Annotated in this window: 24 protein-coding genes and 2 riboswitches; of the genes, 8 read left to right on the forward strand and 16 right to left on the reverse strand. The window is 65.8% G+C overall.

The annotated features are described in order from the left end of the window. The first annotated feature begins 41 nt into the window (after positions 1 to 41). Together AX724_RS16650 and AX724_RS16655 are read left to right on the forward strand one after the other, a co-directional pair. Complete coding sequence (locus tag AX724_RS16650) at positions 42 to 1,388, forward strand: TldD/PmbA family protein (protein ID WP_066768396.1); 1,347 nt, start codon at positions 42 to 44, stop codon at positions 1,386 to 1,388. After that, positions 1,375 to 2,178, forward strand: coding sequence for an inositol monophosphatase family protein (locus tag AX724_RS16655; RefSeq protein WP_066768398.1), 804 nt, complete (start codon positions 1,375 to 1,377; stop codon positions 2,176 to 2,178). The genes AX724_RS16650 and AX724_RS16655 overlap by 14 nt, the downstream gene beginning before the upstream one ends. 107 nt (positions 2,179 to 2,285) lie before the next feature. Here AX724_RS16655 and cobU read toward each other — a convergent pair whose 3' ends face one another. From cobU to AX724_RS16710, 11 genes are all read right to left on the reverse strand, one after another. Further along, complete coding sequence (gene cobU, locus AX724_RS16660) at positions 2,286 to 2,804, reverse strand: bifunctional adenosylcobinamide kinase/adenosylcobinamide-phosphate guanylyltransferase (protein WP_066768400.1); 519 nt, start codon at positions 2,802 to 2,804, stop codon at positions 2,286 to 2,288. Next, the gene (locus AX724_RS16665; RefSeq protein ID WP_066768408.1) at positions 2,801 to 4,258 is read right to left on the reverse strand and encodes a cobyric acid synthase; all 1,458 of its coding nucleotides are present in this window, start codon (positions 4,256 to 4,258) and stop codon (positions 2,801 to 2,803) included. The genes cobU and AX724_RS16665 overlap by 4 nt, the downstream gene beginning before the upstream one ends. Continuing rightward, positions 4,246 to 5,184 (reverse strand): adenosylcobinamide-phosphate synthase CbiB, encoded by a 939-nt coding sequence (gene cbiB / locus AX724_RS16670; protein ID WP_066768410.1) that lies wholly within the window; start codon positions 5,182 to 5,184, stop codon positions 4,246 to 4,248. The genes AX724_RS16665 and cbiB overlap by 13 nt, the downstream gene beginning before the upstream one ends. Then, positions 5,177 to 6,157, reverse strand: coding sequence for an aminotransferase class I/II-fold pyridoxal phosphate-dependent enzyme (locus tag AX724_RS16675; RefSeq protein ID WP_066768490.1), 981 nt, complete (start codon positions 6,155 to 6,157; stop codon positions 5,177 to 5,179). Before AX724_RS16675 ends, cbiB begins: the two co-directional genes overlap by 8 nt. Continuing rightward, positions 6,154 to 6,879, reverse strand: coding sequence for an adenosylcobinamide-GDP ribazoletransferase (locus tag AX724_RS16680; protein WP_066768411.1), 726 nt, complete (start codon positions 6,877 to 6,879; stop codon positions 6,154 to 6,156). Before AX724_RS16680 ends, AX724_RS16675 begins: the two co-directional genes overlap by 4 nt. After that, complete coding sequence (locus AX724_RS16685) at positions 6,876 to 7,445, reverse strand: histidine phosphatase family protein (protein ID WP_066768413.1); 570 nt, start codon at positions 7,443 to 7,445, stop codon at positions 6,876 to 6,878. Before AX724_RS16685 ends, AX724_RS16680 begins: the two co-directional genes overlap by 4 nt. Continuing rightward, positions 7,442 to 8,455, reverse strand: a complete 1,014-nt coding sequence (gene cobT / locus AX724_RS16690; RefSeq protein ID WP_066768416.1) for a nicotinate-nucleotide--dimethylbenzimidazole phosphoribosyltransferase — start codon at positions 8,453 to 8,455, stop codon at positions 7,442 to 7,444. Before cobT ends, AX724_RS16685 begins: the two co-directional genes overlap by 4 nt. After that, entirely contained in the window at positions 8,452 to 8,859 is a 408-nt protein-coding gene (locus AX724_RS16695) for a DUF1636 domain-containing protein (RefSeq protein ID WP_066768418.1), read from the reverse strand. The genes cobT and AX724_RS16695 overlap by 4 nt, the downstream gene beginning before the upstream one ends. A gap of 28 nt (positions 8,860 to 8,887) precedes the next feature. Further along, positions 8,888 to 10,861: a TonB-dependent receptor domain-containing protein gene (locus AX724_RS16700; RefSeq protein WP_066768421.1), complete on the reverse strand. Its 1,974-nt coding sequence runs from the start codon at positions 10,859 to 10,861 to the stop codon at positions 8,888 to 8,890. Between the two features lie 145 nt (positions 10,862 to 11,006). Beyond that, positions 11,007 to 11,190: riboswitch (cobalamin riboswitch) on the reverse strand. A 20-nt stretch (positions 11,191 to 11,210) separates the two neighbouring features. After that, a complete protein-coding gene (locus AX724_RS16705) occupies positions 11,211 to 11,993 on the reverse strand; it encodes an ABC transporter ATP-binding protein (RefSeq protein ID WP_066768424.1) in 783 nt (260 codons plus the stop codon). Next, positions 11,987 to 12,982 (reverse strand): iron ABC transporter permease, encoded by a 996-nt coding sequence (locus AX724_RS16710; protein ID WP_066768494.1) that lies wholly within the window; start codon positions 12,980 to 12,982, stop codon positions 11,987 to 11,989. Before AX724_RS16710 ends, AX724_RS16705 begins: the two co-directional genes overlap by 7 nt. Positions 12,983 to 13,067: 85 nt before the next feature. Between AX724_RS16710 and AX724_RS16715 the strand changes: the two genes are divergently transcribed. Beyond that, the gene (locus AX724_RS16715) at positions 13,068 to 13,919 is read left to right on the forward strand and encodes an ABC transporter substrate-binding protein (protein ID WP_066768427.1); all 852 of its coding nucleotides are present in this window, start codon (positions 13,068 to 13,070) and stop codon (positions 13,917 to 13,919) included. A gap of 11 nt (positions 13,920 to 13,930) precedes the next feature. Here AX724_RS16715 and cobO read toward each other — a convergent pair whose 3' ends face one another. Together cobO and AX724_RS16725 are read right to left on the reverse strand one after the other, a co-directional pair. Continuing rightward, positions 13,931 to 14,536, reverse strand: a complete 606-nt coding sequence (gene cobO, locus AX724_RS16720) for a cob(I)yrinic acid a,c-diamide adenosyltransferase (protein ID WP_066768429.1) — start codon at positions 14,534 to 14,536, stop codon at positions 13,931 to 13,933. A gap of 198 nt (positions 14,537 to 14,734) precedes the next feature. After that, a riboswitch (cobalamin riboswitch) is annotated at positions 14,735 to 14,983 on the reverse strand. Between the two features lie 90 nt (positions 14,984 to 15,073). Next, positions 15,074 to 15,544, reverse strand: coding sequence for an Lrp/AsnC family transcriptional regulator (locus AX724_RS16725; protein ID WP_066768431.1), 471 nt, complete (start codon positions 15,542 to 15,544; stop codon positions 15,074 to 15,076). A gap of 156 nt (positions 15,545 to 15,700) precedes the next feature. Here AX724_RS16725 and phhA point away from each other — a divergent pair, with 156 nt between their 5' ends. After that, positions 15,701 to 16,558, forward strand: coding sequence for a phenylalanine 4-monooxygenase (gene phhA, locus AX724_RS16730; protein ID WP_066768433.1), 858 nt, complete (start codon positions 15,701 to 15,703; stop codon positions 16,556 to 16,558). A gap of 100 nt (positions 16,559 to 16,658) precedes the next feature. On the opposite strand, the gene AX724_RS16735 is transcribed toward phhA, so the two are convergent. After that, complete coding sequence (locus AX724_RS16735) at positions 16,659 to 19,622, reverse strand: amidohydrolase family protein (RefSeq protein WP_231736724.1); 2,964 nt, start codon at positions 19,620 to 19,622, stop codon at positions 16,659 to 16,661. A 699-nt stretch (positions 19,623 to 20,321) separates the two neighbouring features. On the opposite strand from AX724_RS16735, the gene AX724_RS16740 reads away from it, so the two are divergent. From AX724_RS16740 to AX724_RS16755, 4 genes are all read left to right on the forward strand, one after another. Further along, positions 20,322 to 20,657 (forward strand): Arm DNA-binding domain-containing protein, encoded by a 336-nt coding sequence (locus tag AX724_RS16740; protein ID WP_066768437.1) that lies wholly within the window; start codon positions 20,322 to 20,324, stop codon positions 20,655 to 20,657. Then, a complete protein-coding gene (locus AX724_RS24130; protein WP_197421613.1) occupies positions 20,654 to 21,058 on the forward strand; it encodes a hypothetical protein in 405 nt (134 codons plus the stop codon). Before AX724_RS16740 ends, AX724_RS24130 begins: the two co-directional genes overlap by 4 nt. 203 nt (positions 21,059 to 21,261) lie before the next feature. Then, positions 21,262 to 23,349, forward strand: coding sequence for a catalase (locus tag AX724_RS16750; RefSeq protein WP_066768442.1), 2,088 nt, complete (start codon positions 21,262 to 21,264; stop codon positions 23,347 to 23,349). Beyond that, positions 23,346 to 23,807 carry a hypothetical protein gene (locus tag AX724_RS16755; RefSeq protein ID WP_066768444.1) on the forward strand — a complete coding sequence of 154 codons (462 nt, stop codon included), beginning with the start codon at positions 23,346 to 23,348 and terminating at the stop codon, positions 23,805 to 23,807. Before AX724_RS16750 ends, AX724_RS16755 begins: the two co-directional genes overlap by 4 nt. A gap of 20 nt (positions 23,808 to 23,827) precedes the next feature. Here the strand turns inward: AX724_RS16755 and AX724_RS16760 are convergent, their stop codons facing one another. Then, on the reverse strand, positions 23,828 to 25,846 hold the full coding sequence (locus AX724_RS16760; protein WP_066768445.1) for a M3 family metallopeptidase: 2,019 nt from the start codon (positions 25,844 to 25,846) through the stop codon (positions 23,828 to 23,830). Continuing rightward, on the reverse strand, positions 25,839 to 26,654 hold the full coding sequence (locus AX724_RS16765; RefSeq protein WP_066768451.1) for a transglutaminase-like domain-containing protein: 816 nt from the start codon (positions 26,652 to 26,654) through the stop codon (positions 25,839 to 25,841). The genes AX724_RS16760 and AX724_RS16765 overlap by 8 nt, the downstream gene beginning before the upstream one ends. Positions 26,655 to 26,657 lie beyond the last annotated feature (3 nt).

Consider the following 26,657-nt stretch of genomic DNA (forward strand, 5'->3'; position numbering starts at 1 on the left):
GCCCCCTGCCCTCTAGCCCAGACAAGGACCATTTTCCCCCGATGCTCAGCCTAGACGAAGCCCAGTCGCGCGCGCAGGATCTGGTAAGCGCCGCGCGCAAGGCCGGCGCGGACGCAGCCGACGCCATCTATGCCTGCAACGCGTCGACCAACGTTTCGGTGCGGTTGGGCGCGCTGGAGGATGTCGAGCGGTCCGAAGGCGAGGAAATCGGCCTGCGCGTCTTCATCGGCCAGCGGTCGGCCAGCATTTCCGCGTCGGACATGAACCCGGCGACGCTGGGGACGCTGGTGGAACGGTGCATCGCGATGGCGCGCGAAGCGCCCGAAGACCCCTATGCCGGGCTCGCCCCGGAAGACCGGCTGCTGCGCAAGCGCCCGCCCTCGCTCGACCTGGCGGACGAGGAGGAACCCGAGCCTGCGGCGTTGCGCGAAAGGGCCTTGCTGGCCGAGGATGCGGCCCGGTCCGTTCCCGGCGTCACCAACAGCGAAGGCGGCGGCGCTTCGAGCGGACGCAGCCAGGTGGCGCTGGCCACCAGCCATGGCTTCGCAGGCGCCTATGCGGGAACCAGCCATTCGACCTGGGCGAGCGTGCTGGCGGGCGCGGGATCGGACATGCAGCGCGACCATGCCAGCCACAATGTCCGCCACCTTGAGGATCTGGACGATGCCGAAACCATCGGCACCCGCGCCGGGCAACGGGCGGTGGCGCGGCTCAATCCGGTGAAGGTGGAAAGCGGCGTCATGCCGGTGATCTTCGAACCGCGCATCGGGTCCAGCCTGGTCGGCCATCTGATCGGCGGTATCGTCGGTCCGGCCATCGCCCGCCGCTCCAGCTTCCTGCTCGACATGCTGGGCCAGGCGATCTTCGACGCCGGGGTCACCATCATCGACGATCCGCTGTTGCATAGGGGGTTGCGTTCACGCCCGTTCGATGGCGAGGGGCTGCCGGTGGAACGGCGCGCGCTGATCGACCGGGGCGTCCTGACCGGATGGCTGATGGACAGCGCGTCGGCACGCCAGCTGGGGCTCGAGCCCACCGGCCACGCCAGCCGCGGCGGCAGCGGCGCGCCCGGTGCCAGCGTCACCAACGTTCATATGGAGCCAGGCACCGCATCGCCGGGCGACCTGATGGCCGATGTGAAGCGCGGCCTGTACGTCACCGAACTGATCGGCATGGGCGTGAATGGCGTCACTGGTGACTATAGCCGGGGTGCGGCGGGCTTCCTGATCGAGAATGGCGCGGTGACGCATGCGGTGTCCGAAATCACCATTGCCGGTAATCTCAAGGACATGTTCCGGGCGCTGACGCCCGCCAGTGACCTGCAGTTCCGATATGCGATGAACGTGCCGACGCTGCGTATCGACGGGATGACCGTTGCCGGGGGATGATCCCTTCCTGCGCGCGGTAGTGTCCGCCGCTGCCGACGCCGCCGACCATGCGCTGACGCTGTGGGCGGGGGGCGAAACCCGTGTGCGGCAATGGGAGAAAGTGCCGGGCCATCCGGTCTGCGAGGCCGACCTTGCCGTGGACGCCATGCTGCGCGAACGGCTGGCGGCGATCGATCCGGGCGCGGGCTGGCTGTCGGAGGAGACCGCCGACACGGTGCACCGGCTGGGCGTATCGCGCGTGTGGGTGGTCGATCCGATCGACGGAACCCGCGATTATCTGCGTGGCCGGCCGGGATGGGCGGTGTCGGTAGCGCTGGTGGAGGATGGCGCGGTGCGGCTGGGTGTGCTGGCCTCGCCGGCGCGCAACGAAACATGGATTGCACAGGCGGGCAAGGGCGCGACGCGCAACGGCGCTTTGCTGCGCGCCGGAGAACGCACCCGACTGCAGGGCGCACGGGTGCCGGCGGACCAGTTGCCGCGTCACGATCGCGACCTGGTGGCAGTAGCCAAGCCCAACAGCATTGCCCTGCGCATGGCGATGGTTGCCGCCGACGAGGCCGATCTGGTGGCGACGGTGCGATGGGGCAATGAATGGGACGTCGCGGCGTCGGCGCTGATCTGCGCCGAAGCGGGCGCGGTCGTGACGGACGCGCTGGGCGCGCCGCTTCGCTTCAACCGGCCGCAGCCCACCGCCTTCGGACTGCTCTGCGCCGCGCCGGGCATCCATGCGGCGGCGGTGGACCGGCTGAAGCCGCGCGCGGTCGAGATACTGGATCAGGCGCGGCCCTGACCGACTAGAGCATTTTCGCAGCGGACGGCATCGCCCGCTGCCTGGGAAAATCCGGAAAACAAAAGATAATTAGAGCATGATGCGATTCAGCATGAACGGATCATGCTCTAGCCTTGCTGCTTGAGCGTGAGCGGCAGGCCGGCGGCGAGGAACTGAACCTCCGCGCAGGCAGCGGCCACATGCTGATTGACCAGGCCGGCTGCATCGCGGAACCGGCGGGCGAGCGCATTGTCGGGCACGATCCCCAGACCCACTTCATTGGCGACGAGGATGACAGGGCCAGCCGCGCGAGCGAGCGCGGAAACCAGCGCGTCGGTGGCACGAGTGACGTCATGGTCGCCCAGGATCAGGTTGGTGGTCCAGAGCGTCAGGCAATCGACCAGGATGACCCTGTCAGGCGCGGCATGCGCATCCAGTGCGGCGGCGATGTCGACGGGCGCTTCCACCGTGCGCCAGCTCTCGCTCCGCTCCTGTCGATGGCGGTCGATCCGGTCGCGCATTTCATCATCAAAGGCCTGCGCCGTCGCAACGAAGAGACGATCAAGACCGGTCGCCTCGGCACGCGCCTGCGCGTGGCGGCTCTTGCCCGAGCGCGCGCCGCCCAGCACGAGAAGCAGGCCGGTCATGACGCGTCCTGCGCCATGGCCATCAGCGCATCGATGTCGAGATGGTCCTCAAGCTCGGCGGCGATGGCGTCCAGCGCGTGGTCGACGCTGACGTCATAGTCGGCACCGCTGCTGGTCGCCCCCAATCGTTCCAGCAGCGCGCGACGCATGCCGGCGCTGGCGAGAAGGCCGTGGACATAGCTGCCCATGACGCGACCGCACGGGCTGACGGCGCCGTCCGGCCGACCGTCGGCGAGCGAAGCAAAGGGACATTCGGCGTCCGTCCCCGATGTTTCGCCCATGTGCATTTCATAGCCGGTGAAGTCCGCGCCGAGCGCAGTGCCGGCGACCCGCTTGAGCGTCTTGGCGGGCGACAGCCGGGTTTCGATGTTGAGGAGGCCAAGGCCAGCGACAGAAGCAGGCGGACCTTCCAGGCCCAGCGGATCCCCCACCGTCCGCCCCAGCATCTGATAGCCGCCGCAAAGCCCAAGGATCGCGCCGCCGCGCCGGTGATGGGCGAGGATGTCGATGTCCCATCCTTCCCGGCGCAGGGCGTGGAGGTCGCCGATCGTCGCTTTCGATCCCGGCAGGATGATGAGCGCGGCGTCGGCCGGGATCGCCTGGCCTGGCGGGACCATCAAAAGACGCACGGCCGGTTCCAGCTTGAGCGGGTCCAGGTCGTCGAAATTGGAAATGTGCGGCAGGATGGGACAGGCGATCAACCGGGCGTGACCCGATATGGGTTGGCCACGTTCGAGTATCACCGCATCTTCGCTTGGCAGCCGCGCCGCGGCAGGGAGCCAGGGGACGATGCCGAAGCCGCGCCAGCCGGACAATGACTCCGTCTGCGCATAGCCGTCGCTGAAAAGCGCGGGGTCGCCACGAAACTTGTTGATGATGAAGCCTCGGATCATTGCCGCGTCCTGCGGGTCGATGACGGTTCGCGTGCCAACGACGGCTGCGATCACGCCGCCCCGGTCGATGTCGCCCACCAGCACCACCGGCACGCCGGCCGCGCGCGCGAAGCCCATGTTGGCGATGTCGCCGGCGCGCAGGTTGATTTCCGCGGGCGACCCCGCCCCTTCCACCACGACGATATCGCAGGCGGCGCGCAGACGGCGATAGCTGGCGAGCACGTCGGGAAGCAGCGGCGCGCGCGCCCGCCGGAAATTGCCGGTGCCAAGCGTCCCGCGCACCTGCCCATGAACGATGAGTTGGGACGTGTGGTCGGCCTGGGGCTTCAGCAGCACGGGGTTCATGTCGCTGTGTGGATCGACCCGGCAGGCGAGCGCCTGAAGCGCCTGCGCACGGCCGATCTCCCCGCCATCGACGGTAACGGCTGCATTGTTGGACATGTTCTGCGGCTTGAAGGGCAGGACGCGCAAGCCCCGGTTGGAAAGCGCGCGGCAGAGGCCGGCGACCAGCACGGACTTGCCGACGTCCGATCCGGTGCCCTGCAGCATCAGAGCGCCCACGCGACGCCCCCCGCGACGAGCCAGAGGAGGAGGCAGGCTCGGTGATAGATGTGCAGCGCCCGGCGGATGTCGTCCGGCCCCGCCGCTGCCCTCCCTCCGCCGATCCATGGCTTGTCCTGCATGACCCCGTCATAGGCGATCGGGCCGGCAAGGCGAAGGCCGAGTGCGCCCGCCATCGCCGCTTCGGCCCAGCCGGCATTGGGCGAGGCGTGGAGGCGGGCGTCGCGCGCCATAACGCGCCAGCCGCCGCCTCCGGCGACGCAGATCAGCGCGCCGCCGATCCGCGCGGGAAGGAAATTCAGCACGTCGTCCATCCGTGCCGCCGCCCAGCCGAACGCGCGCCAGCGTTCCTCGCGATGGCCGATCAGGCTGTCGGCGGTATTCACGGCCTTATATGCCCAGACGCCGGGCAGGCCCAAGGCCAGCAGCCAGAAGAGAGGCGCGGCGACGCCGTCGCAATAGCTTTCCGAGAGGCTTTCGATCGCGGCGCGCGCGACGCCCGCTTCATCGAGCGTGGCGGTGTCGCGGCCGACAATCATGCTCACGGCTCTGCGCGCCTGCGGCAGATCGCCGGCGCGCAGCGCATGTTCTACGGCGGAAACATGAGCGTGCAGGCTGCGCTGGGCGAGCGCTGGCCAGGCGAAGAGCGCGAGGAACGGCCAGGCCAGCGGGCCGGCAAGCGCATGCACCACGCTCTGGATCAGCGAGGCGGGTCCCGCAGACAGGAGCAGCAGCAGGGCGAGCGTCCCAACCCCCGCCAGCCTGCGCCGAGAGGGCGACAAGGGCGCGTGGTTCCAGCGGCGCTCGCAACCGTCGATGAGGCGGGCGAAGGCCCCCACCGGATGGCCGAAGCGCCGGTAGAGCGCGTCCGGCCAGCCGATCCCGGCATCCAGGGCAAGGGCGGCGAGCGCCACGGGTTCAGCCATCGGCCAGCGCTTTCATAACCCGGTCCAGCGCGGCTTCGTCGGGCGGAAGGCCAATGCGCAGCCATGCGGGATTGTCAGCGAACGGGCGGGTCAGGATGTGGCGACGGGCGAGCCGTTCGAACAGCGCGCGGGCGTCTGGCACTTGCAGCAAGCGGAACAAGGGGCATGCCCCGGTCATGGCGACCCCCGTGGCGTGAAGGCGGGCGTCAAGCCTGCTTGCCCGCATTGCCAGATCGTCGCGCGTGGTTTCAATCCAGTCACGATCGCGATAGGCCGCCGTTCCGATCGCGATGGCCGCCGCACAGAGCGGCCATGCGCCAAGGCTTAGGCGCAGGCGCGAGAGGATATGGGGCGCCGCCAGAACGAAGCCCAGCCGGACCCCGGCAAGGCCGAAATATTTGCCGAAGGACCGGAAGAGGATGAGCCGATCGTCCCGGCCGACCTCGCTCGCCAGGCTGATGCCGGGAGAGGCATCGGCAAAGGCTTCATCGAGCAACAGCCGGCCGCTGCAGCCCCTCCGATCGAGCAAATCGTGCATCCGGGCGCGATCCAGCACGCGGCCGTCGGGATTGTTGGGATTTGCAAGGATGAGGGTCGCGCCGTCGGCCTTTGCAACGTCCTTCAGCAGGAGCGGCGCGCTCCCGCCCAGCAGTTCCACGTGCGTGCGGTAGGTCGGCGTCAGGTGGAAAGCGGGTCCCGAAAAAAGCTGACCCATGAGGCGCAACCCGATCTCCGTTCCCGGCACCGCACAGACATGATCGGGGGCCACGCCGAAATGACCAGCAGCGGCGGCTTCGAGAGCATCCAAGTCCGCTTCGCCCGGCAGGCGCGACCAGTCGATGGCGAGCGGGGGCACCGGCCATGGGTGGGGATTGATGCCGGTCGACAGGTCAATCCAGGGCGCGCCCTGATCGCCAAAAGCAGCGCGCGCAGCGGCGAGGTCGCCGCCATGCCAGGTCCAGCGATCGCTCATGGAAGCGCCGCCCATAGGAGGGAGGCAAGCAGCAGGCCACTTTCCATGAGTTCGATGCCCGCGCCATGGCCGTCACCCGAAATGCCGCCGATACAGCGGCGCAGCCACAGGCCCCAGAGCGGCAGCAGCAATGGTGTCGCCAGAAGCGCCGGCATGAAGCAGGCCGCAGCGATCAGGTAAAGGCTCCAGACCAGCAGATCCACCGTCCGCACGACGTGCCTGAAGCGGGAGCCCAGCCCGTCATGCAGAGGCGGCAAGGTCCGCGTCCAGACGAGCGGGCCGATGCGCGCGGCAAACGGGATCAGGATGACGGGCAGGAAGAGGGTGCGGTCCAGCAGGGCATGGAGGAGGACCAATTTGGCCAGAAGCTGAGTCACAATGGCGACGACGGCGAAACTGCCAACGTACGGGTCGGCAAGAACAGCGCGGAGATGCGCGCCATCCTTGCCCTTATGCGCGGCGCCGGCGGCATCGGCAATGTCGCCAAGCCCGTCAAGATGCAGCGCCCCGGTCAGCAGGGTCCATGCCAGCAAAGCCAGCAGCGCGCCGGTCCAGCTGTCGAGCCTGCAGCCAAGCCACGCGGCCGCAGCGATGAACAGGCCGAGAATCAGGCCAACCGCCGGGAACCAGCGCATCGACCGGGCGAATGACGCGTCGGTCGCGGCGATGCGCGGCGTCGGCAGGCGCGTCAGGAACTGAATGGCGACGATCAGGCCCTTCATGCGCGCAACCCCACGATTTGCGCGCCGCCATCGGGTTCCGGCCAGATACGGAGGGTTAGCAAAGCCGCATAGGGCAGGTCGAAGGACCAGAGCTGCGCCGGCGCGAAGCCGCAGAGATGCGCGAGCGCCGCCCGCATTGCTCCGCCGTGGGTGAGGACGAGAATGTCGCCCGCAGGGCGCCCGGCGATGGCCGCGCCGACACGATCGACAAGGTCGGACCAGCGTTCGCCCTTCGGCGGTGGATAACCATCCGGGTCTTCGTAAAAGCGGTCGAGCATCGGCGGGTCGATGCTGACCGGGTGCAGGCCGTCCCACGCGCCGAAGTCCAGCTCTCGCCACCGGGGATCGACAGCGAGGGGGAGCCGATCGCGATCCGCAATGGCTTTTGCTGCATCGCGCGCGCGGCTGAGATCGGAACTCATGACCGCATCCAGGGCGAGGCCGCGCGCGCGCGCGAGGCAGGCGGCGTTCCCCGCCGATGTCGATGCCGCATCGGTCCGGCCCAGCAGCAGGCCTGGCCTTTGCGGCGCGCCGTGACGCAATAGGTGGAGCAGGCGCGCGCTCATGCCCCGGATGACACCCCCGCTTCCGCGAAGGTCGCCATATGGGCGTGGGTGGCGAGTGCGGCGCGAACGATCAGGGTCGCGACCGCCGCGCCGCTGCCCTCGCCAAGGCGCATGCCGAGACGAAGCAGCGGCTCAAGGGCAAGCCGGTCGAGCAGGAGGCGATGGCCCGGTTCGGCCGAGCAATGGCCCGCCAGGCAATGATCGACGATGGCGGGGGTGGCGGCGGCCAGCGGCGCAATGGCCGCGCAACTGATGAATCCGTCGAGAATGACCGGAATGCCGAGCTGTCGCGCGCGCAGGACCGCGCCAGCCATGGCGGCGATCTCCCGCCCGCCGAGGCGGCATAATGTGTCGAAAGGGCTGTGCGGCGCATCGGCGTGGTAGGCGAGCGCGTCCGCAACGACACGGATCTTGCGGCCGACGCCGTCGGCATCAAGCCCCGTGCCCGGTCCCACCCAGTCGGACGCCGCGCCGCCGAAGCTGCGCGCGGCGAGGGCGGCAGCGGCGGTCGAATTGCCGATGCCCATTTCGCCCAGGATGACGGCATGGAGGCCCGGTTCCACGGCGTCCGCGCCAATGGACAGGGCGGCCAGGCATTCCGCTTCGGTCATGGCAGGCGCGCAGGTGAAATCAGCCGTCGGGCGGTCAAGCTCTATCGGCAGCACGCGGATTTCGAGGTCTGCAAGGGCTGCCAGCGCGTTGATCGCGGCGCCTCCGGCCGCGAAATTGCCGACCATTTGCGCGGTGACTTCGGGCGGAAAGGCGCTGACGCCATGCACGGCCACACCGTGGTTGCCGGCGAAGATCAACGCCCTGCCCCGTTCGAGCACCGGCCTTTCCCTGCCCTGCCAGCCGGCAAAGAACAGCGCGATCTCCTCCAACCGGGCCAGCGAACCGGGCGGCTTGGTCAACTGCGCCTGCCGCGCCCGCGCCGCCAGGATCGCGCACCTGTCGGGACCGGGCAGCGCGGACAGCGCAGATTCGAACCGGGCGCGCGTTGGGAATATCATATCGCAACAAATCCTTCCGGTGGCGACCGTGTGATGAAATGGCCTTTCACGCCTTCGGGCCAGTCGGCGTAGGGCACCTGTCCATGGGCGCTGTCGGCATAGCGGACGGCATAGTCGAGGATGGCACGCGCGGCCGCATGGTCCGGGGCGAAGCGGCCCAGCACATAGCTGACCTTGCCGGGCGCGCGCAGATGGACAGTGCAATGATCCCCACAGGCGAACAGGCACGGCATGTCGTGGATCGCAATACCGGCATAGCGCGCGTCAGCCGCCTGAAGGGCGCGGAGCGCCTGTCCGAGGCGCGCGCCGCCGCGCACGCCTCGTTCGTCATCCCGATCGCCCGCCGAAAAGCGGCAGGTGCTGCATGTGACGACGGCGGTTCCGCCTTCCACCGCCTTCAGCATCGGACCGGCTCCATCAAAAGCGGCCCCATCAGAACCGGCCGCGCAAACCGGCATAGACGCTGCGTCCCAACGCGCCGTAGCGATAGGCGGTCATGTAGCTTTCATCGAACAGGTTCTCGACCCGCGCGTAGAGGCGGAGGTTGTCGTGCAGCGCAACTTCGGCGCGCAGGTCGACCAGCGTGTAGCCGTCCAGCCGCTGCGCGTTCGAGGCATTGTCGAAACTGTGGCCCGACCAGCGCAGGGCAGCCCCGGTGGTAAGCCCGAACGGCCAGGCGTAGCTGATCGAGGCATTGGCCTGATTGCGCGGCCGGCGGGGCAGCCACCGGCCGAAATTCGCGCCGGGCGAGCGGTCCTCCGCCACGGTCCAACTATAATTGCCGTCGAGGATCAGGCCCTTGGTCGGCTCCACACTGGCCTGCGCCTCTATCCCGTGCGCCTGCGTCCGGGCGACATTCTGATAATAGCCGCTGCGGCGGATGGTGGTGCTGCCCGGCTGGAAACAGAGGGGCAGGCTGGATGTTGCAGAGCAGCTGTTGAAGATGATCTGGTCACGGGTGGCGCGTTCGAACCATGCGCCGCCCAGCCGCACCCGGCCGCCAAGGAAGCGCTGCTCCACCCCCGCATCCCAGCCATGGGCGCGTTCCGGGTTCAGCGCCTGGTTCCCATATTCGGAAAAAAGCTGGTAGAGGGTGGGTGCCTTGAAACCCTCGCCATAATTGGCGCGCAACACCGTGCCGGTCGGCAGGGCCAAGACCGCGCCTGCCGAGCCCAATGTCCGGCCACCGAAACGGTTGTGATCGTCATGCCGGACGCCGCCGGTGAGGGTGAGGCCGCTCACGGGTTCGGCCGACAACTGGCCATAGACGCTGCTGATTTCCGCCCGGCCACGCGCCACCGGAGGGATGGGAATGGCGAGCGAGGCTGGCGGCGATACGCTGCGGAAACGGGAGCGTTCATTTTCCACCCCGAACTGGGCGGTCCATGTATCGCTGATGGCGAAGCTGCCCTGATATTCCAGCCGCTGATTGCGGCCGGCCGAATCGAATGTCTTCGTCCGGGCGAGGCGGGGGTCGAAATTGTCCCGGTCGGTGTCGGTGTAACCATAGCCGATCCGGTTGCGGAACCGGCCATCGAGCAGGTCGAGTCGCAAGCCCGCATAGCCGACGAACTCGCGATTGGTGCCATAGGCGGGGTTGTCGCCGCTGGTGGCGTCGAATGCGGTGCGCCCGCTGGAATAATAGCCCCGCAGATCAGCGATCAGGTTGGCCGCCAGGGCGATTTCGGCGCGGCCGGTCAACTGGCGGTTGCGATAGCCGTCCCGTTCCCGGCCGCCGAAGGCCGGGGCGACGGCCGAAATGCCCGCGGTGGTGAAGCTCTGCCCCCCGATGCGCCAGCGCACCGGACCATTGACGCCGCCGACCGCAGCGCGCGCGCTGACCGTATCGCGCGATCCGGCCTCTATATCGAAGCTGCCTTCCATCGCCTGCGTCGGCAGCGGCGTGACGACATTGACGACGCCGCCGATCGCCTGGCTGCCCCAGAGGATCGACTGCGGCCCGCGCAGCACTTCGACGCGGCTGACGTCTCCCACCAGCAGATTGGCGAAATTATAGCCGCCGCCCGCAGAAGATGGGTCGTTGAGCTTCACGCCGTCGATGACGACCACTGTCTGGTCGCTTTCCGCGCCGCGAATGCGCAGCGAGGTGGACGTGCCGTAGCCGCCGTTGCGCGACATGCTGACGCCCGGAGTGCGCAGCAGCAGTTCGGTAACGCCGATGTCCTGCATCCGGTCGATCGCCGCCTTGTCGAGGGCAGTGATCGACGCCGCCACCTTGTCGAGCGGCAGGGCGAGGCGGGTGGCGGTCACCAGGATTTCCCGGCGATCTGGTTCGTCGGTGGCGGCCGCCGCCGCGGCGTCCGGCGGCGGGGCGGTCTGTTCGGCGGCGGCATCAGCGAGCGGGGCGGACGAAAACAGGAATATAAGTGCAGTCAAAGTCGACATTTTTTTACAGCCCAAGCAGGACGGGCCGCATCGCGCGGGGGCATGCCGGGCCGAAGGCACGACGCTTCCCCCGCAGCGATGCGGTTCCGAGCGTTCTGCCGTCATGCGGGTTTACCCCCGTCCGCCCGGCACACCCTGTCCGCGCGAAAGACGACTGCAGCAGGCAGGTCTCCTGGCTAGCGGGTCGGCGCCGGTTGGCCGCCTTCTCGGGACATGCGTCCCAATGGCGATTGGCCAATGGCTCTCCGCTTACAGTTGCAGGGGCAGCCGGGTTTTTCCCGTTCCCTTTTGATCCCCCGTCAGGGGGAACCTGTTGCATTGCCGCCGATAAGCAGGCGGCCGACAAAGGTCAATCGTTCGTTACGCGGCCGATCGGGATGATCGTCGGACGGGATGCGGACAGGTCGATAACGGCATCTATGCCATAGACCGCGCGCAACCGATCGGCGGTCAACACCTCCGAAGGCGTCCCTTGCGCCACGAGAAGGCCCCGATCAATGAGCAGGATGCGGTCGCAATAGCGCGCCGCCATCGTCAGATCGTGCAGCACGGCGGCGACGGTCGATCCCCGTCGCGCTTCTTGCCCCAGCAAGTCCATGACGTCGATCTGGTGCCCCGGATCAAGCGAGGCGAGCGGTTCGTCGACCGCGAGCGCCGGCGCCCCGACAGCAAGCGCGCGAGCGAGCATGACCCGCGCCCGCTCGCCGCCGGACAGCCGGGTTGCGTCCCTATCGGCAAGGTGCAGGACATCGGCGCGGGCCATTGCTTCGCCGATGGCGGCCTGATCGGCCGCTCCGATGCGGGACAAGGGGGCAAGATGCGGCAGGCGACCAAGCGCGACCACGCGCGCGACGCTGAGCGGCCAGTGCAGCGTCTGGCCCTGCGGCAGATAGGCGATCCGCTGCGCAAGGTCGCGCGGCGCAACTTCCGAAAGCCGCTGCCCGTCGATGGTGACTTCACCCTGTGCAATGGGGGTGAGGCCGAGCATGGCGCGCATCAGCGTGGATTTCCCCGCGCCATTGGGGCCGATGATCCCGGTGAACAGGCCAGGCGCGAAATCGGCGTCGATGGCATGCAAAATGGGCCGGCGGCCAAGCGCGACGGATAACTGGCGAACGGCGATGCTCACCATGTGCGACGCTCCCTGAGCAGATGGAGGAGGAAGACAGGTACGCCCAGGAAAGCCGTCACGACGCCGAGCTTCAATTCGTTGGTGGTCGGAACCAGCCGGACGAGAATGTCCGCCGCGGTCAGCAACACCGCCCCGCCCAGCAGGGAGGGAAGAAGGATGGCGGACGGGCTGCGATCGGTCAGCGGACGGACGATGTGCGGCACGATCAGGCCGACGAAGCCGATCGCGCCCGACACGGCGACTGCGCCTCCCACCCCGATCGCGACGCCCAGCAGCAGGCGAAGACGCGTCCGGCGCAGATCGACGCCGAGGGAGCGAGCGCCGTCCTCCCCCAGCGACAGCGCATCCAGCGCCCGCCCGTCGAACAGCAGCAGCCCCGCGCCCAGCAGGATGCAGGGTAGCGCGATCCAGACATGCTCCATCGACCGGTTCTCGATCGATCCGAGCAACCAGGCCATGATTTCCATCGCGGCAAAGGGGTTGGGCGACAGGTTCAAGGCCAGGCTGATCCCCGCCCCCGCGAGCGTCGAGATGGCGATCCCGGCAAGGATGAGGCCGAGCGGGCTTTCCGACCGGCCTCCGAGCGCGATCAGCAGGATCAGCGCCAGCAGGGCGGCAAGGATCGCCAGCAGCGGGAGCATTACGGGATGCACAACATAGAGGCCGAAATAGATCGCGCCCACCGCGCCGAGCGCCGCCGCGTTGGACGCGCCCAAAACGGATGGTTCGGCAAGCGGATTGCGCAAATAGCCCTGTAGCACCGCGCCCGCCAGGCCAAGCATACCGCCCACGATCAGGCCGACGATGGTGCGCGGCAGACGCAGGTCGAACAGGATGGTGGCGGCGACCCGGTCGCCATGGCCCAAGATAGCCGCGCCGATCCGGTCGGGACCGAGCGCCACCGGCCCGAAGGCGAGCGAAACGACGGTGACCGCCGCCAGCCCGCCGATCAGGACCGGGATCAAGGCACGGCGGCGCGAGGGGGGAATGTCAGGATTGGGCACGATGCCTCGCGATATGGGGGTGAGCCGTGTCTCTTGTGTCGTCGGGGCTTGACGTTATGGACGTTGGGTCATGAAGCGCTTCCCTCCTGTCCCCGCCCGCCAGATCATGGCCAGCCTGATGCTGTTGCTGTGCGGCGGCGCGACCGGCGCGACCCTTCCCGTCGATGGTGAACGGGCGAGAGCCGCTGTTCCGCGCCGGATCGTGTCGCTTAACCTGTGCGCCGACCAGCTGGTGCTGGCGCTGGCCGACCGCAGCCAGATCGCCGGCCTGACGCATAATGCAACCGATGTCGAAATGTCGGCGGCCGCCCGTCAGGCACAGGGGCTTCCGATTCTGGGCGGATCGGCAGAAGAAGTGCTGGCGGCCGACCCGGACCTGATCGTCGGCATGTCGCCACAACGCCATCCCGCCGCCGCCGCGCTCGACCCCGCGCGCTACGCCGTCGTCGACCTGACATCCGCCGAGACCTATGGGACCATCGTCGCGTCGATCCGCCAAGTTGCCAGGGCGGTGGGCCATCCGGCGCGCGGCGAGGCACTGATCGCCGGAATGGACGCGGATCTGGCGCGGATCGGACGGGCCCGACCGGGACTTGTCGCTGCTTATTATCAGCGGCGGGGCTACATGACCGGCACGGACACGTTGATCGACGAGTTGATGCAGCGCGTGGGCCTCACCAACCTTGCTTCGAAGATCGACAAGCCGCCCTTGTCGCAGATGAGCCTGGAAGAGATGGTCGCCGCCCGGCCCGATTATCTGATCATGGAAAGCGCCACCGATCAGGTGGCGGACCAGGGGACCGAAATGCTGCACCACCCCGCCCTCGCCGGCATCAAGCGGATCAGCATCCCGCAGGCATGGACGGTGTGCGGGGGCCCCGCCTATGTGAAGGCGGCGCGGGCGCTCGCGATGGCGCGCTAGGGTCCGCCCGGTCAAAATTCGATTCCGGCCTGCGCCCGGACGCCCTGGTCACGGAAAGGATGTTTGAGCTGCGTCATCTCCGTGGCGAGGTCGGCCAGGTCCAACAGTGCGTCGGGCGCATTGCGGCCGGTGACGATCACATGCTTCATCGCCGGCCTTGCCGCCAGCACATCCAGCACCTCGGCCAGCGGCAGATAATCGTAGCGCAGGACGATGTTCAGTTCGTCGGCAACCACCATGGCATAGGCCGGATCAGCGATCATGCGCTTTACTTCCTCCCACGCCGCGCGCGTCGTTGCGATGTCGCGTGCGCGGTCCTGCGTGTCCCAGGTAAAGCCCTCCCCCATCGGCTTGAATTCCACCAGATCGGGGAAAGCGTCGAACACCGCCTTTTCGCCGGTCGCCATGGCGCCCTTCACGAACTGGATCACGCCCACTTTCTGCCCATGGCCGATCGCGCGCACCACCATGCCAAGCGCGGCCGTGGTCTTGCCCTTGCCCTTGCCTGTATGGACGATCAACAGGCCCTTTTCGGCCGTGCGGCTGGCGACGATCCTCCGCTGGGCCGCCTGCCTGCTGCGCATCCGCGCCTTATGCTCTTCCTCGCTGCGCTGCATCGTCCCGATCCTGTCCCGCGCCGGAGCTATCGGGCGGGGCGTGCCATGCCTGTCCCGATCGCGGGATGGACGATGGCCGGACAGGCGTCCTGAGACGGGCGCTCGCCCCCGGACGCGTGACCGCGCGGCCCCAGCCGCATCACATATGTCGCTCAGACGGACTCAGACCGTGCCTCGGCCAATCCCTGGGCCAAAGGCAAGAGCGACCAGACGCCGGCAGGTCTCCTGGCTCGCGGGTCATGGCTTGATGCACGCCTTCCCAGATCAGCCGCGCAACGCGGCAGGCCCAGTGGCTGCTTCCTTGCTCGAAGGAAGCGCTGTGCATCGCGCTCGCCGCTTACAGTTGCAGGGACAGCTGCGGATTTGGGCATGCGAGCCCAAAGGCCCCACCCACACCGCCTTCCCATTTTAAGCCTCTTTCGAGGCACCGGCGCGATCTTTGCCCGGACATCAGCGATGGCCGGACGATCAAGGCGATAATGGCGGCGGTGCCGGGCCGCAACTTCTTTTGCAGATGGGACGGGATCGAAAGGCCGATCAGATCGGCACCGCGGTCGTATATTTGACCTGTGCCAGCGCGAAATGCGACGATCCGGTGGCGACCGAAGGATGGCGCAGCACGGTGCGCATCAGGAAGCGCGTATAATCCTCCACATCGGCCACCAGGATGCGCAGCAGATAATCCCAGTCCCCGGACATCGAATAGCATTCGATGATTTCGTCGCGCGCGGCGACGAAGCTTTCGAACGCCTCCGTCGTTTCGGCCAGATGATTCTTGATCTTGATGTGGCAAATGACGTTGACGCCCCGGCCGACGCGCGCCGCATTTACAAGGCGGACGGGTCGCGCCAATATGCCGTCCGCTTCCAGCGCGCGCATCCGCCGCCAGCAGGAGGCGGTGGAAGCACCGACCCGCTCGGCCAGGTCCGCATGGCTGATAGAAGCATCGCGCTGCAGTTCCTGGAGCAGCTTGCGGTCGATGGCGTCGAGGGGGCGGGACGCGGTCATCTCCCCTGCCCTGCTCCGTGGAAATGTGGTGCGCCAGTGCGTGTCATGATGAAATATCCGCAGCGATCATCTGTTCGTGAAAGCATCTTATCTATGATGGCCCAATTCCCGCAAGCTTTGAGATGGATATCCGCGCAATCATGGTAGGCTGTGGTCATGGCAGAGGATAATGCACCGCCCGAGGGCGCGGCTCCGGACTGGACCATATCGCAGGACTGGGCATCCTACAGCGCCGGCGAGCATGCCGTCTGGGACCGGCTGTTCGCCCGCCAGTCGCGCATGTTGCCGGATCGGGTCGTCCCCGCCTTCATGCAGGGGCTGGACGTGCTGCGCATGTCGAAACCCGGCATCCCCGACTTCGACGAACTGAACGAGCGCTTGTTCCGTGCGACCGGATGGCAGGTCGTCGCCGTGCCGGGTCTGGTGCCGGACGCGATATTCTTCGAGCATCTTGCCAACCGGCGCTTCGTCGCGGGCCGCTTCATCCGAACGCCCGAACAGTTCGACTATCTGCAGGAACCGGACATTTTCCACGATGTGTTCGGCCATGTGCCGCTGCTCGTCCATCCGGTCTTCGCCGATTATATGCAGGCCTATGGCATGGGCGGGCTGCGCGCCGCGAAACTCGGCATGATAGAGGCGCTGGCCCGGCTCTATTGGTACACGGTCGAGTTCGGCCTGATCCGCGACGGCGGGGACATCAAACTTTATGGCGCGGGGATCGTATCTTCCTACGGCGAAAGCCTTTTCGCGCTCGACGACCCGTCGCCCAACCGGATCGGCTTTGATCTGGAGCGCGTGATGCGGACGCGCTATCGCATCGACGATTATCAGCAGAGCTATTTCGTGATCGACAGTTTCGACGATCTGTTGCGGCAGACGCGCGACGCAGACCTTGGCCCGATCTACGACCGGCTGCGCGGAATGGACATGATCGCCGAGGACGCGCTGCTGCCCACCGACAGGGTGCTCCATGCCGGAACGCAGGCCCACGCGTTCGCCAGCGACCGATAGTTCCCCGATATTGTCGGCGAACCGCCATGCGCATCCAGCCCGACGATCCGTTCGCGGTTCACAGCATGCGGCCGCGATGCGGTGGGCCAGGCGCGCTCAACTATTTGGCCGCACCGGTCAGTTCCTCCTCCTTGAAGACACGGCCATTGGCGATGACCGTCTTCACCTTGAAGGTGTTGGCGATATTCTCGCGCGGATCGCCTTCTATCAAGGTGATGTCCGCCAGCTTCCCCGATTCGAGCGTGCCGGCGTCGAGATTTAGCGCCCTCGCCGGATTGACCGTGGCGGTCTGGAGGGCCTGGAAGGGCGTCAGGCCCGCATCGACATAGGAGGCGATCTCCGCATGGAGATTGGTGGCGATCATCGTGTCCGTGCCGGCCACCACCTGCGTGCCGGCGTCGTACATCTTTTTGAGACTGACCATCATGCCCGCCATCATCGGCCGGATCAGACCCTCGAAGGGGCTGCGTTCGGTGACCGACCGTTGCGCCCAGGCGGGATACAGCTTCAGTCGCGGATCATTCCTATAGGCGGGATATTTGGCGAGATAGCCCGACAGCGCGCCGAACATCGTCGGCGTCAGGGTGCGGCCGGAACGTCCGAACAGCTGGACCACATCGTCATAGGCCATGCCCATCGGCCCCTGCTTGGGCGAATAGCCGCGTCGGCTGGTGGCGCCCATATGCTCTGTCCCGTCGACGCCGGTGTAGGCGGCCGGGAAGATTTCGTGACCGGACACCGGCACGCCCATGGCGTGCGCGGCCTCGACGATACGCCGCTGGCCAAAGTCCGTCATGCGGACATAGCTTTTGATGATGTCATATTTGAGCGCCTTGGCCCGGGCCAGTTCGCGCTCCAGATGCGCCGGACCCGATACGGCGACGCCCATCTTGTAATAGACGCGCTGCCATTCCAGCAACGGGCTGGCAGTGTAGAAACGCGGGCTGATGCGGACGCCGGCTTCGCTGGCCTCCCGATCCTCGACCGCGTCATAAACCATGGTCCCGGGATCGCGCACGGTGGTGATGCCATAGGCCAGCCATGCCTTTTCCAGGTTGGAGCCGAAATCCTTCTGAATATGCGCATGATATTCGATAAGACCGGGGATTGCCGTCAGCCCCGGCGCATCGACATAGGTGACGGACGGATCGCGCGCGCCCGCGTCATGATCGCGGATTGCGGTGATGCGGTTGCCATCGATCACGATATCCTTGTTCAGCTGGGTCTCGTCACGGACCGAATCGATCAGCTTGCCGACATGAACGATGGTGCGGCCGGTCGGCTTGGCGAGACGGTAGTGGAGGTCGAGCGGCGCCTCGGTAACGGCGCCGGTCTCGACGTTGACGGTCTTGAGCGTGTCGTCGGACTGAAACAAGATGGTTTTGCTGTCGGCGGTCCAGCTCGGGAAGAAGGCCGTGTCAGACGCCAGCGCGCGGGGCGGACCAAGCGGCTTGCCGTCCTTGTCGACAGGCCAGACCTTCAGCAGCCCCTCGTATATGCCCGCCATCCACTTTCCGTCGGGAGACCAGGCGGGGCCGCTGCCGCTGCGCGTGTCGAGCGACATATTTTCTTCCGGAATCTGCCAGAAGGGTTCGGTCTTGCCATCGATCGGGATCACATAGGCCTGGTTGGTGCCTTCGCGGAAGCTGGCCGAATATTTGTGGCTCAGGCTGATGACGACATATTTGCCGTCGGCCGACCAGCTAGGGCTGCCCGGCTGGCCCAGTGACTTTTGAAGCCGCGTGACCTTTCCCGTTGCGACATCCACCATGCACACGCCCGCCACGCCCCACTGGCCGTCAATATCGAGGAAGGCGACCTTGGTGCCGTCGGGCGACCAGGCCGCGCCCAGCGGCTGCGTGTCCATGTCGGTAAGCTGCCGGTCTTTGCCGGTCGCCAGGTCGCGGATGAACAGTTCCGGGAGGCCGCCGGCCCGGTCGGAGGACCAGACGATGCTCTTGCCGTCGGGCGACCAGGCGGGATCGGCGTCGAGCGCGGCGTCCTTCGTCAGATTCTCCGGCGCGCCGCCCTTGCTCGAGACCACGTACAGATCGCCAAGCGCGACGAAGGCGATGCGGCTGCCATCCGGCGAGATTTTCGGATGGACGATGCCCAGCGCCTTGCGCGGTGCGGCCGAATCCCAGTCGCGCTTGGCGCGGGCATAGCTCGGACGGCTCGCTTCCAGCGTCGCGGCGAAATCGACGGTCGACAGGTTTTTGCCGACGCGATGGCGGATTTTGCCGTCAGACACATAATAATAGCCGCGCCCGTTCCACGAGAGGCGGAAGGGAAAGACATTCTCGCTGCCGCTCACGACCGCGCCGTCGATTTCCAGCCGCGACCCCTTGGGATCGGAGGCGACATAGGCCAGTTGCCCCGCCGGGCCGAAGGAGGGAGCGTCGAGCCGGACGCCCTCGACCGCCTTCAGCGGGCTTTCCTTGCCATCAGCCAGCGTCGTCGCGAACAGCGACGCCCTGGTCATGCCCTCCTGGCTGGAATAGGCAATGCGCGCGCCATCGGGCGACCAGGTCGGCATCCGGTCTTCCAGCGGGCCTTTCGTCACTTGTCGAAGGGCGCCGCTGGCCAGGTCGATCGTCCAGATGTCGTAGCTGCTGCCAGACCGGTCGGAGGAGAAGGCGATCGTCCCGCCATCCGGCGAAAAGGCCGGTTCGCGATCGTCGTAGGTGCCGTTGGTCAGCTTCTTCGCATCGCTCCCATCGGGCCGGATTATCCAGAGGTCGTAGCCGCCATCGCGATAGGCGAAATAGGCGAGGCGCGATCCATCCGGCGCCCAGACCGGCTGGCGCGCGTCCCAGAAATAGTCGGTGATGCGCTTCGCCTTGCCACCCTTCGCGGGCACGATCCAGAGCGTACCCTGCAGGTCCATCGCCAGCCACTTGCCGTCCGGAGAGGCGGAAACCGCCAGCGATGTGCCTTCATGGACGTCGAAAGCGACCGGCGTCTCTCCGCCGGGTGGCGGCAGGTTGGCCGGTTGTGCTGATGCCGAAGCGGCCATGGCCACCGCCATGCCCGATACCCACGCCTTCATACAAAGCTTCGTCAATTGACCTGCACCTTCGAATTTTGCGACGCTCGTTCGAATAAAAGTCACCGCGTCAGACACATGAGTGAAACGGATAGGCTTTGCCCAACCCACTACGGGGCGAGGTTCAAGGCTGGCATCGCGCGAACAGATAACCCCAGCGTGCAGAACCCAGCGGCCTCGTCCTCGTGGCAGCGGACGCGGCGATCGTGAAGGGCATGTTGGCGCGTGGCGACCGTCAGCATGACATTGCTGCGTGGTTCGGAGTGAACGGCGGCCGGATTGCAGAAATAGCGACCGGGTACCGCTTCCCTCTGGTGGAGCCGGCGGAAGCGGAAGATCTTCCGCCTCCTGGACCCTATCCGGCAGGAAGGGTGGCCATTCTGGGAACGTCGGCCGCAGTTATGCTCCCCAAGCCCAAACGCAGCAAAGGTCACCTCTCGGCGACCCTGCCAACTGTCCGTATCTGCATCGGAAAACTGGAGCGGGCGAAGGGATTCGAACCCTCGACCCCAACCTTGGCAAATCTAGACTGATGCTTCTATGGGGTTCGTTCAGCTACGCCAGAGTATGACAAGTAACTGTTTTATTATGATTCCTCCCGTGCTACACTTCGCTCGAACATGACCCAATCGACCCTGTTGGTGGACCCGTGGTGGTCCCGGCGTCGATACGGGTCCACAAGGAGTGAAGTAAGCGGGTCAGCGTTCAACGGCGAAATTGACGCGCGATCTTTGCGAACGGGCGGAGAAGCGCGAAGAGCAATATGAGCTCTGGGACGCCGAAATCGCTGGCTTCGGCCTGCGCATCATGCCGAGCGGCGTGAAATCATTCATCGTGCGCTATCGCGCTGATGGTGGGGGGCGTACCGCCAAGCGCCGCACCTATACACTTGGTCGTTTTGGCGCACTGACAATCGACCAGGCCCGCAAGAGCGCCAAAACCGTCCTCGGTGCAGTTGCCAATGGCCAGGACCCCGGAGAAAAACGGATCGCCAAGCGCGGGGAGATGCTGATCTCTCAACTGCGCGATCTGTACGAAAACGCGGCTGCGTGATCCAGCGTGGCAAAAAGATCGGGCAACCGATGAAACCGCTCACGAAAAAGTACACGATCGCACGCATCGACCATCACATTGTCCCGCTGCTTGGTCGCAAGCGGATCGGTGACGTGAGCATTGCGGACGTCGAGCAGTTCGCGGTCGATGTTGCCAGCGGCAAGACGGCGCGCGATGAGAAGATCGGACACCGTCAGCGTATCATCCATCCGATTTCCGACGACATTCCTGAGGACCAGATCTTCTGTCTGAGCCTGCCCTTCCTCATGGGACGCCACCCCTTCATCCAGGGTATAACCAGCGCGCACGAATTGGGCGGAGTGGTCGGGGAAAAGCTGGCCGCTGCTGTCGGCCGTTGTTACGACGATGACGCCGCGCTGGTGGAACGGACTGCTGCTTGAAGCTACTCGACGATCCGCAATGCCTCGCCATCTCGCCCAACGATGGGCGACCGGCATAGTCTTCGACCTGGATTCCGTTGATGCAGATCAGTCGGATCTGAGAATGATCCGCAACACGGACGTACCTGTCTTTCAGACGTTGGGATGATCGAAGGCCGGTGTTCGCCGTGCCAAGCAAAAATCCAAAATGAAAAGGGCGCCTCATGGCCAACCGCAATCCTAGCACGTCTACACCTCAAGGCGGAGAAACGCATCAAACGGCCGCCAGCGGCGCTGGCGCCGATGCCATCCTCACCACCAATCAGGGCATCGCAGTTTCCGACAATCAGAACAGCTTGCGGTCAGGCACGCGTGGCCCCACCTTGCTGGAAGATTTCGTCCTTCGCGAAAAAATCTTCCATTTCGACCATGAGCGCATTCCCGAGCGCATCGTCCATGCCCGCGGGACGGGCGCGCACGGCTATTTCGAAGCCACCGACGATATTTCCGACCTCAGCAAGGCGGCGCTCTTTACCAAAGGTGAGAAGACCGAAGTCTTCGTGCGCTTTTCGACCGTAGCGGGTGGCGCGGGGTCGGTGGATACGCCGCGCGACGTGCGCGGCTTCGCGGTCAAATTCTACACGCGCGAAGGCAATTGGGATCTGGTCGGCAACAATATCCCCGTCTTCTTCATCCAGGATGCGATGAAATTCCCGGACCTGGTCCATGCCGTGAAGATGGAGGCCGACCGCGGCTATCCGCAGGCAGGGAGTGCGCACGATACCTTCTGGGACTGGGCGAGCCTGATGCCCGAAACCACGCACATGCTGATGTGGGCGATGTCCGACCGGACCCTGCCGCGCAGCCTGCGCATGATGGAGGGGTTCGGCGTGCATACGTTCCTGCTCGTCAACGCGGCCGGCGACACGCATTTTGTCAAATTTCACTGGAAGCCAAAACTCGGCCTGCAATCGACGATCTGGGACGAGGCGCTGAAACTTCAGGCGGCCGATAACGACTATCATCGCCGCGACCTGTTCGAATCGATCGATGCCGGCGATTTCCCTGAATGGCAGCTTGGCATCCAAGTGTTCGACAAGGCCTTTGCCGATGCCCAGCCTTATGATGTGCTCGACGCGACCAAGCTGATCCCGGAGGAGGATGTGCCTGTGCGCATCATCGGCCGGCTGGTGCTGGATCGCAATGTCGATAATTTCTTTGCCGAAACCGAGCAGGTTGCCTTCTGCCCCGGCAATATCGTACCGGGCATCGATTTTTCCAACGATCCGCTGCTTCAGGGGCGGCTCTTCTCCTATCTCGATACGCAGAAGTCCCGGCTGGGCACGGCCAATTTCCACCAGATTCCGGTGAACGCGCCACGCTGCCCTTTCCAGAATTTCCAGCGCGACGGGCACATGCAGATGGCGGTGCCCAAAGGCCGCGCCAATTACGAACCCAACAGCCTGGCCGACCATGGCGAGGAAGGCGGTCCGCGCGAAAGCCCGCAAAGCGGCTTTGCGACATCCACCGCCTTTTCAGGGGAAGGGGAAACCGGCGACAAGCTGAGGGTGCGCGCGGAGAGCTTCGCCGATCATTACAGCCAGGCGCGGCTGTTCTACCGGTCGCAGACGGAGAATGAACAGGCGCATATCGCCTCTTCCTTCGTGTTCGAACTGTCGAAAGTGGCCGATCTCGACCAGGTGCCGGCGCGGCTGGTCGCCAATTTGCGCAACGTCGATGAGGATCTGGCCAAGCGCGTCGCCGATGGACTGGGCATCACATTGCCCAAGGCCGCGCCCGCGGCGAAGACGCCGGTGGACATGGCGTCCTCCGATGCGCTTTCGATCCACAAGAATATGAAGGCCACGCTGGAAGGCCGTGCGATCGGCATATTGATCGCGGATGGCACCAACGCGCAGGAACTGGACAGCCTGATCGCGGCGGTCGGGAAGGCCGGGGGCAAGGCGGTCGTCGTCGCGCCCAAGGTCGGCGGCGCCAAACTGTCCGACGGCAAGATGCGCAAGGCCGATGGCCAGCTGGCCGGGTCGCCGAGTCAGATTTTCGACGCGGTCGCGATCATCCTGTCGAAAGAGGGATGCGCCGCGCTGGTGAAGGAGGCGGCCGCCGTTCAGTTCGCGATGGATGCCTTCGGCCACCTCAAGGCGATCGGCGCGAGCGACGCCGCAAAGCCGCTGCTGGACAAGGCGGGCGTCGAGCCGGACGAAGGCGTGGTTGGAACAGGCGAGGCCTTCGTAAAGGCGGCAGCATTGCGATATTATGCACGCGAACCTGCGCTGCGGACGCTCGCATGAGCGCGCCGCAGACGGACTCACCGCTGGCGACCTGGTCGCACATGTTCGCAATCGGCTTCGACATGCAAAGGACATGGATGAAGGCGACGGAGACGCTGCTGGCGTCGCAGCGTGTCATCGATGCCCGAACGATCCTTATTCGCAATGCCGGTCAGTCTCCCCTGACCGGCGACTATCGTGAACTTTCGCGCATGGTGCCGGAGAAGATCGAGGCCTTTACGCAAAGCGGGGCGGCATTGACGCAGAATATGGCGGCCATGCATCAGGCGTTCCTGTCGCAAGGGCAGGCGATGGCGGCGGCGATGCTGTCAGGCAATCCCTTTTGGATGCTTCAGGGCAGCCGCCAGGCGTTCCGATCGATCGATGCCGTTTCGCGCATGGGGGCGGCGACTTTGGCGCCGATACACAAGACGGCGACGGCCAATGCCCGGAGGCTTGCGAAGCGAAAGAAGCAATAATGCGGCAGGTCCGCCGCATATCAGGCGGACAACAGATGCCTTGCCCTCATCAAGGCATTTGGATCGGGATCGCGATCACGAAAGGCGCGAAATGAGGCCATGGGGTCACGGCTGTCACCCCGTTCCAGGATTTCCTGCCTGAAGCGATGTGCCAGGCCCATGTCGAATAGGTCGCCGGATTCGACGAAGGCCTCAAAAGCATCGGCGTCCAGCGCCTCGGACCAGGCATAGCTGTAATAGGCGCTGGCATAGCCGCCGTCGAAGATATGCGTGAAACAGGGAAAGCAGTGCCGCAGGCCGATTTCCCTCGGCATATCGAGCCTGTCCAGTTCCGCAGCGACGAACGCGCGAGGATCGGCGGCGGCTTCCGGCGTGCGGTGGGCTGCGAGATCGACCAGCGCGCAACTGATCAGTTCGACCGTCGCGAATCCTTGGCCATATGCTTCCGCTTCATGGATCGCCGCGATCAGCGCATCGGGCACGCCAAATCCCGACATTACCTCCCGGCTGACGATCCAGTTCTCCATGAACTTGCTGGGAAACTCGACAAAGTCGCGTGCGACGGCGGTGCCCGACTGGCTGGGATAGGTGACGCGGGACAGCAAGCCATGCAAAGCATGGCCGAATTCGTGGAAGAGTGTGCGCGCCTCGTCGATCGACAGGCGGGTAGCGGCGGCGTCTGGTGGCGGCGCGGCGGCGAAATTGGCGACCAGATAGACGATCGGCCGCACCTCGCCGTCCATGCTTTCCTGCACGCGCAGGCTGCCCATCCAGGCGCCGCCATGCTTTTCCGGCCGCGCGAGATAGTCGGTGAAGAGCAGGCCCACCGGCACGTCCCTGTCGTCTCGCACCTCCCAAGCCCATACATCGGGATGATATCCTGGGATGTCGGCGCGGCGGATGAAGCGGAGGCCATAGAGCTTTGCTGCCGTATCGAACGCCGCCTGCCGCACGGCATCCAGACGCAGGTGCCGCGCCACCGCCGCCCCGTCCAGCGCGTAGCGAGACTGACGCACCATCTCCGCATAATAGCGCCAGTCCCACGGCGCGAGCGCAAAGCCGCCGCCTTCGCGGTCGATCAGCGCCTGCAATTCCGCTGCTTCCTCGGCAGCGCGGCGCTTGCCCGGCTCCCATAGCTGCAGCAGCAGCGCGTGGGCGGCGCCGGGCGTCTTCGCCATGCTGTCTTCCAGAGCATAATGCGCGTAATCGGCATAGCCGAGCAGCGTGGCGCGCTCGCGCCGCAGCGCCAGCGTCTCGGCAATCAGCGGCCAGTTATCGTGGGCGTCACCGTCGCAGCGATCGGTGAAGGCACGCCACATACGCTCGCGAAGGTCGCGTCGCGCCGAGAAGGTCAGGACGCTTTCATAATCCGTGCGGTCGAGCGTGAAGTGATAGCGGCCCGGTGCGCCGCTAGCGGCGGCGCGCCCGGCCGCCGCGGCGCACAGCGCTGGCGGCAAGCCTGCGAGATCGTCAGCGCACAGGTCCAGTATCCAGCCGCCGGTCGCGGCCATCACGTTATGCCCGAACTGCACAGCGATCGCGGCAAGATGCGCGTCGATGTCCGCGAAGCGCGCCTTTTGCTCCGGCTCCAGCATCGATCCGCCGCGAAGGAAGCCGGCATGGGTAGTTTCGACCAGCCGGATCTGTGCTTCATTCAGGCCGGCGTCATGTCGGCCGGCATGAACCGCCGCGATCCGCGCGGCGAGCCGTTCGTCATGGCCTATTCTAGTGGAATGCGCGCTGAGGCGCGCGGAAATGTCGGCCTCGATCGCGCGGATCTCGGACGTCGCCTGTGCCGAAGACAGGGCCCAGAACAACCGGCGCACACGCGCCAGCGCTTCGCCCGACCGTTCCAGTGCGGCGATCGTGTTGTCGAAGTCCGGCGCGGCGGACTGGTCGGCGATCGCCGCGATCTCGGCACGATGCCATGCCATGGCCGTGTCGAAAGCCGACGGGAAATCTTCGGGTCGCACCTGCGCAAAGGGCGGCGCGCCGAGCGGACCGTCCCATGGCCGCAACAGGATCGGGAGATCAGCCAATCGATTGCACCTCCTCACAATGAACCTCGAACCGGGTCAGCGTCGCCGGACCGAAGGCCGTGGTCAAGGCGACATCGGTGGCATCGCGGCCACGCGCCATCAGGATGCGGCCGATCCGGGGACGGTTGTGGCGGGCGTCGTGGGTGTACCATTGGCCGTCGATATAGACATCGAACCAGGCGCTGAAATCCATCGGCGCGTCCACCGGCGGGATGCCGATATCGCCCAGATAGCCGGTGCAATAACGGGCCGGAATATTCATGCACCGGCACAACGTAATCGCGAGGTGGGCAAAATCGCGGCAGACGCCCTGCCGCTCCTGATAGCCGTTCCAGGCGGTCTTGTCGGACCGTGCATGATGATAGCCGAACTCGATATGATTGTGGACGAAATCGACGATCGCGTCGACGCGCTCGCTGGCCGTCCCATAATGGGCGAAATTCGCCCAAGCCACATCCATCAACCGGTCGGTCTCGCAATAACGGCTGCCGAGCAGGAAGATCATCACGTCATCCGGCAGATCCTCCACCGGCGTCTGCGGCCCCACCGGCGCGCGGCGATCCGGTTCGCCGCTATCCTCGATCACGAAGTCGCAGGACAGGGTGACGCCGCCGGGCGGAACGGTGAGGCGCGTGGCGATATTCCCGAACCCGTCTTCATAATGATAGAGCGGAATATCCGGGCTGATCATCAACCTCTGCGCGGTCTGCAGGTCCTGGTGGCGCGAGGGATGCAGGCTCAGCATCGCCATCATCGCGGTCCGGGTTTCAGCTTCGAAACTGATGTCATATCCGCATCGGATCAGCATGCA

Source organism: Sphingobium sp. CCH11-B1, assembly GCF_001556865.1.
In the GTDB taxonomy this organism is placed as follows: domain Bacteria; phylum Pseudomonadota; class Alphaproteobacteria; order Sphingomonadales; family Sphingomonadaceae; genus Sphingobium.

Excerpts from the sequence above, each read along its gene's own strand:
- AX724_RS16650 (WP_066768396.1), top strand. The coding sequence starts at position 42 with ATGCTCAGCCTAGACGAAGCCCAGTCGCGCGCGCAGGATCTGGTAAGC.
- cobU (WP_066768400.1), bottom strand. The coding sequence starts at position 2,804 with ATGACCGGCCTGCTTCTCGTGCTGGGCGGCGCGCGCTCGGGCAAGAGC.
- cbiB (WP_066768410.1), bottom strand. The coding sequence starts at position 5,184 with ATGGCTGAACCCGTGGCGCTCGCCGCCCTTGCCCTGGATGCCGGGATC.
- AX724_RS16675 (WP_066768490.1), bottom strand. The coding sequence starts at position 6,157 with ATGAGCGATCGCTGGACCTGGCATGGCGGCGACCTCGCCGCTGCGCGC.
- AX724_RS16680 (WP_066768411.1), bottom strand. The coding sequence starts at position 6,879 with ATGAAGGGCCTGATCGTCGCCATTCAGTTCCTGACGCGCCTGCCGACG.
- AX724_RS16685 (WP_066768413.1), bottom strand. The coding sequence starts at position 7,445 with ATGAGCGCGCGCCTGCTCCACCTATTGCGTCACGGCGCGCCGCAAAGG.
- cobT (WP_066768416.1), bottom strand. The coding sequence starts at position 8,455 with ATGATATTCCCAACGCGCGCCCGGTTCGAATCTGCGCTGTCCGCGCTG.
- AX724_RS16695 (WP_066768418.1), bottom strand. The coding sequence starts at position 8,859 with ATGCTGAAGGCGGTGGAAGGCGGAACCGCCGTCGTCACATGCAGCACC.
- AX724_RS16700 (WP_066768421.1), bottom strand. The coding sequence starts at position 10,861 with ATGTCGACTTTGACTGCACTTATATTCCTGTTTTCGTCCGCCCCGCTC.
- AX724_RS16705 (WP_066768424.1), bottom strand. The coding sequence starts at position 11,993 with ATGGTGAGCATCGCCGTTCGCCAGTTATCCGTCGCGCTTGGCCGCCGG.
- AX724_RS16715 (WP_066768427.1), top strand. The coding sequence starts at position 13,068 with ATGAAGCGCTTCCCTCCTGTCCCCGCCCGCCAGATCATGGCCAGCCTG.
- cobO (WP_066768429.1), bottom strand. The coding sequence starts at position 14,536 with ATGCAGCGCAGCGAGGAAGAGCATAAGGCGCGGATGCGCAGCAGGCAG.
- AX724_RS16725 (WP_066768431.1), bottom strand. The coding sequence starts at position 15,544 with ATGACCGCGTCCCGCCCCCTCGACGCCATCGACCGCAAGCTGCTCCAG.
- phhA (WP_066768433.1), top strand. The coding sequence starts at position 15,701 with ATGGCAGAGGATAATGCACCGCCCGAGGGCGCGGCTCCGGACTGGACC.
- AX724_RS16750 (WP_066768442.1), top strand. The coding sequence starts at position 21,262 with ATGGCCAACCGCAATCCTAGCACGTCTACACCTCAAGGCGGAGAAACG.
- AX724_RS16755 (WP_066768444.1), top strand. The coding sequence starts at position 23,346 with ATGAGCGCGCCGCAGACGGACTCACCGCTGGCGACCTGGTCGCACATG.
- AX724_RS16765 (WP_066768451.1), bottom strand. The coding sequence starts at position 26,654 with ATGCTGATCCGATGCGGATATGACATCAGTTTCGAAGCTGAAACCCGG.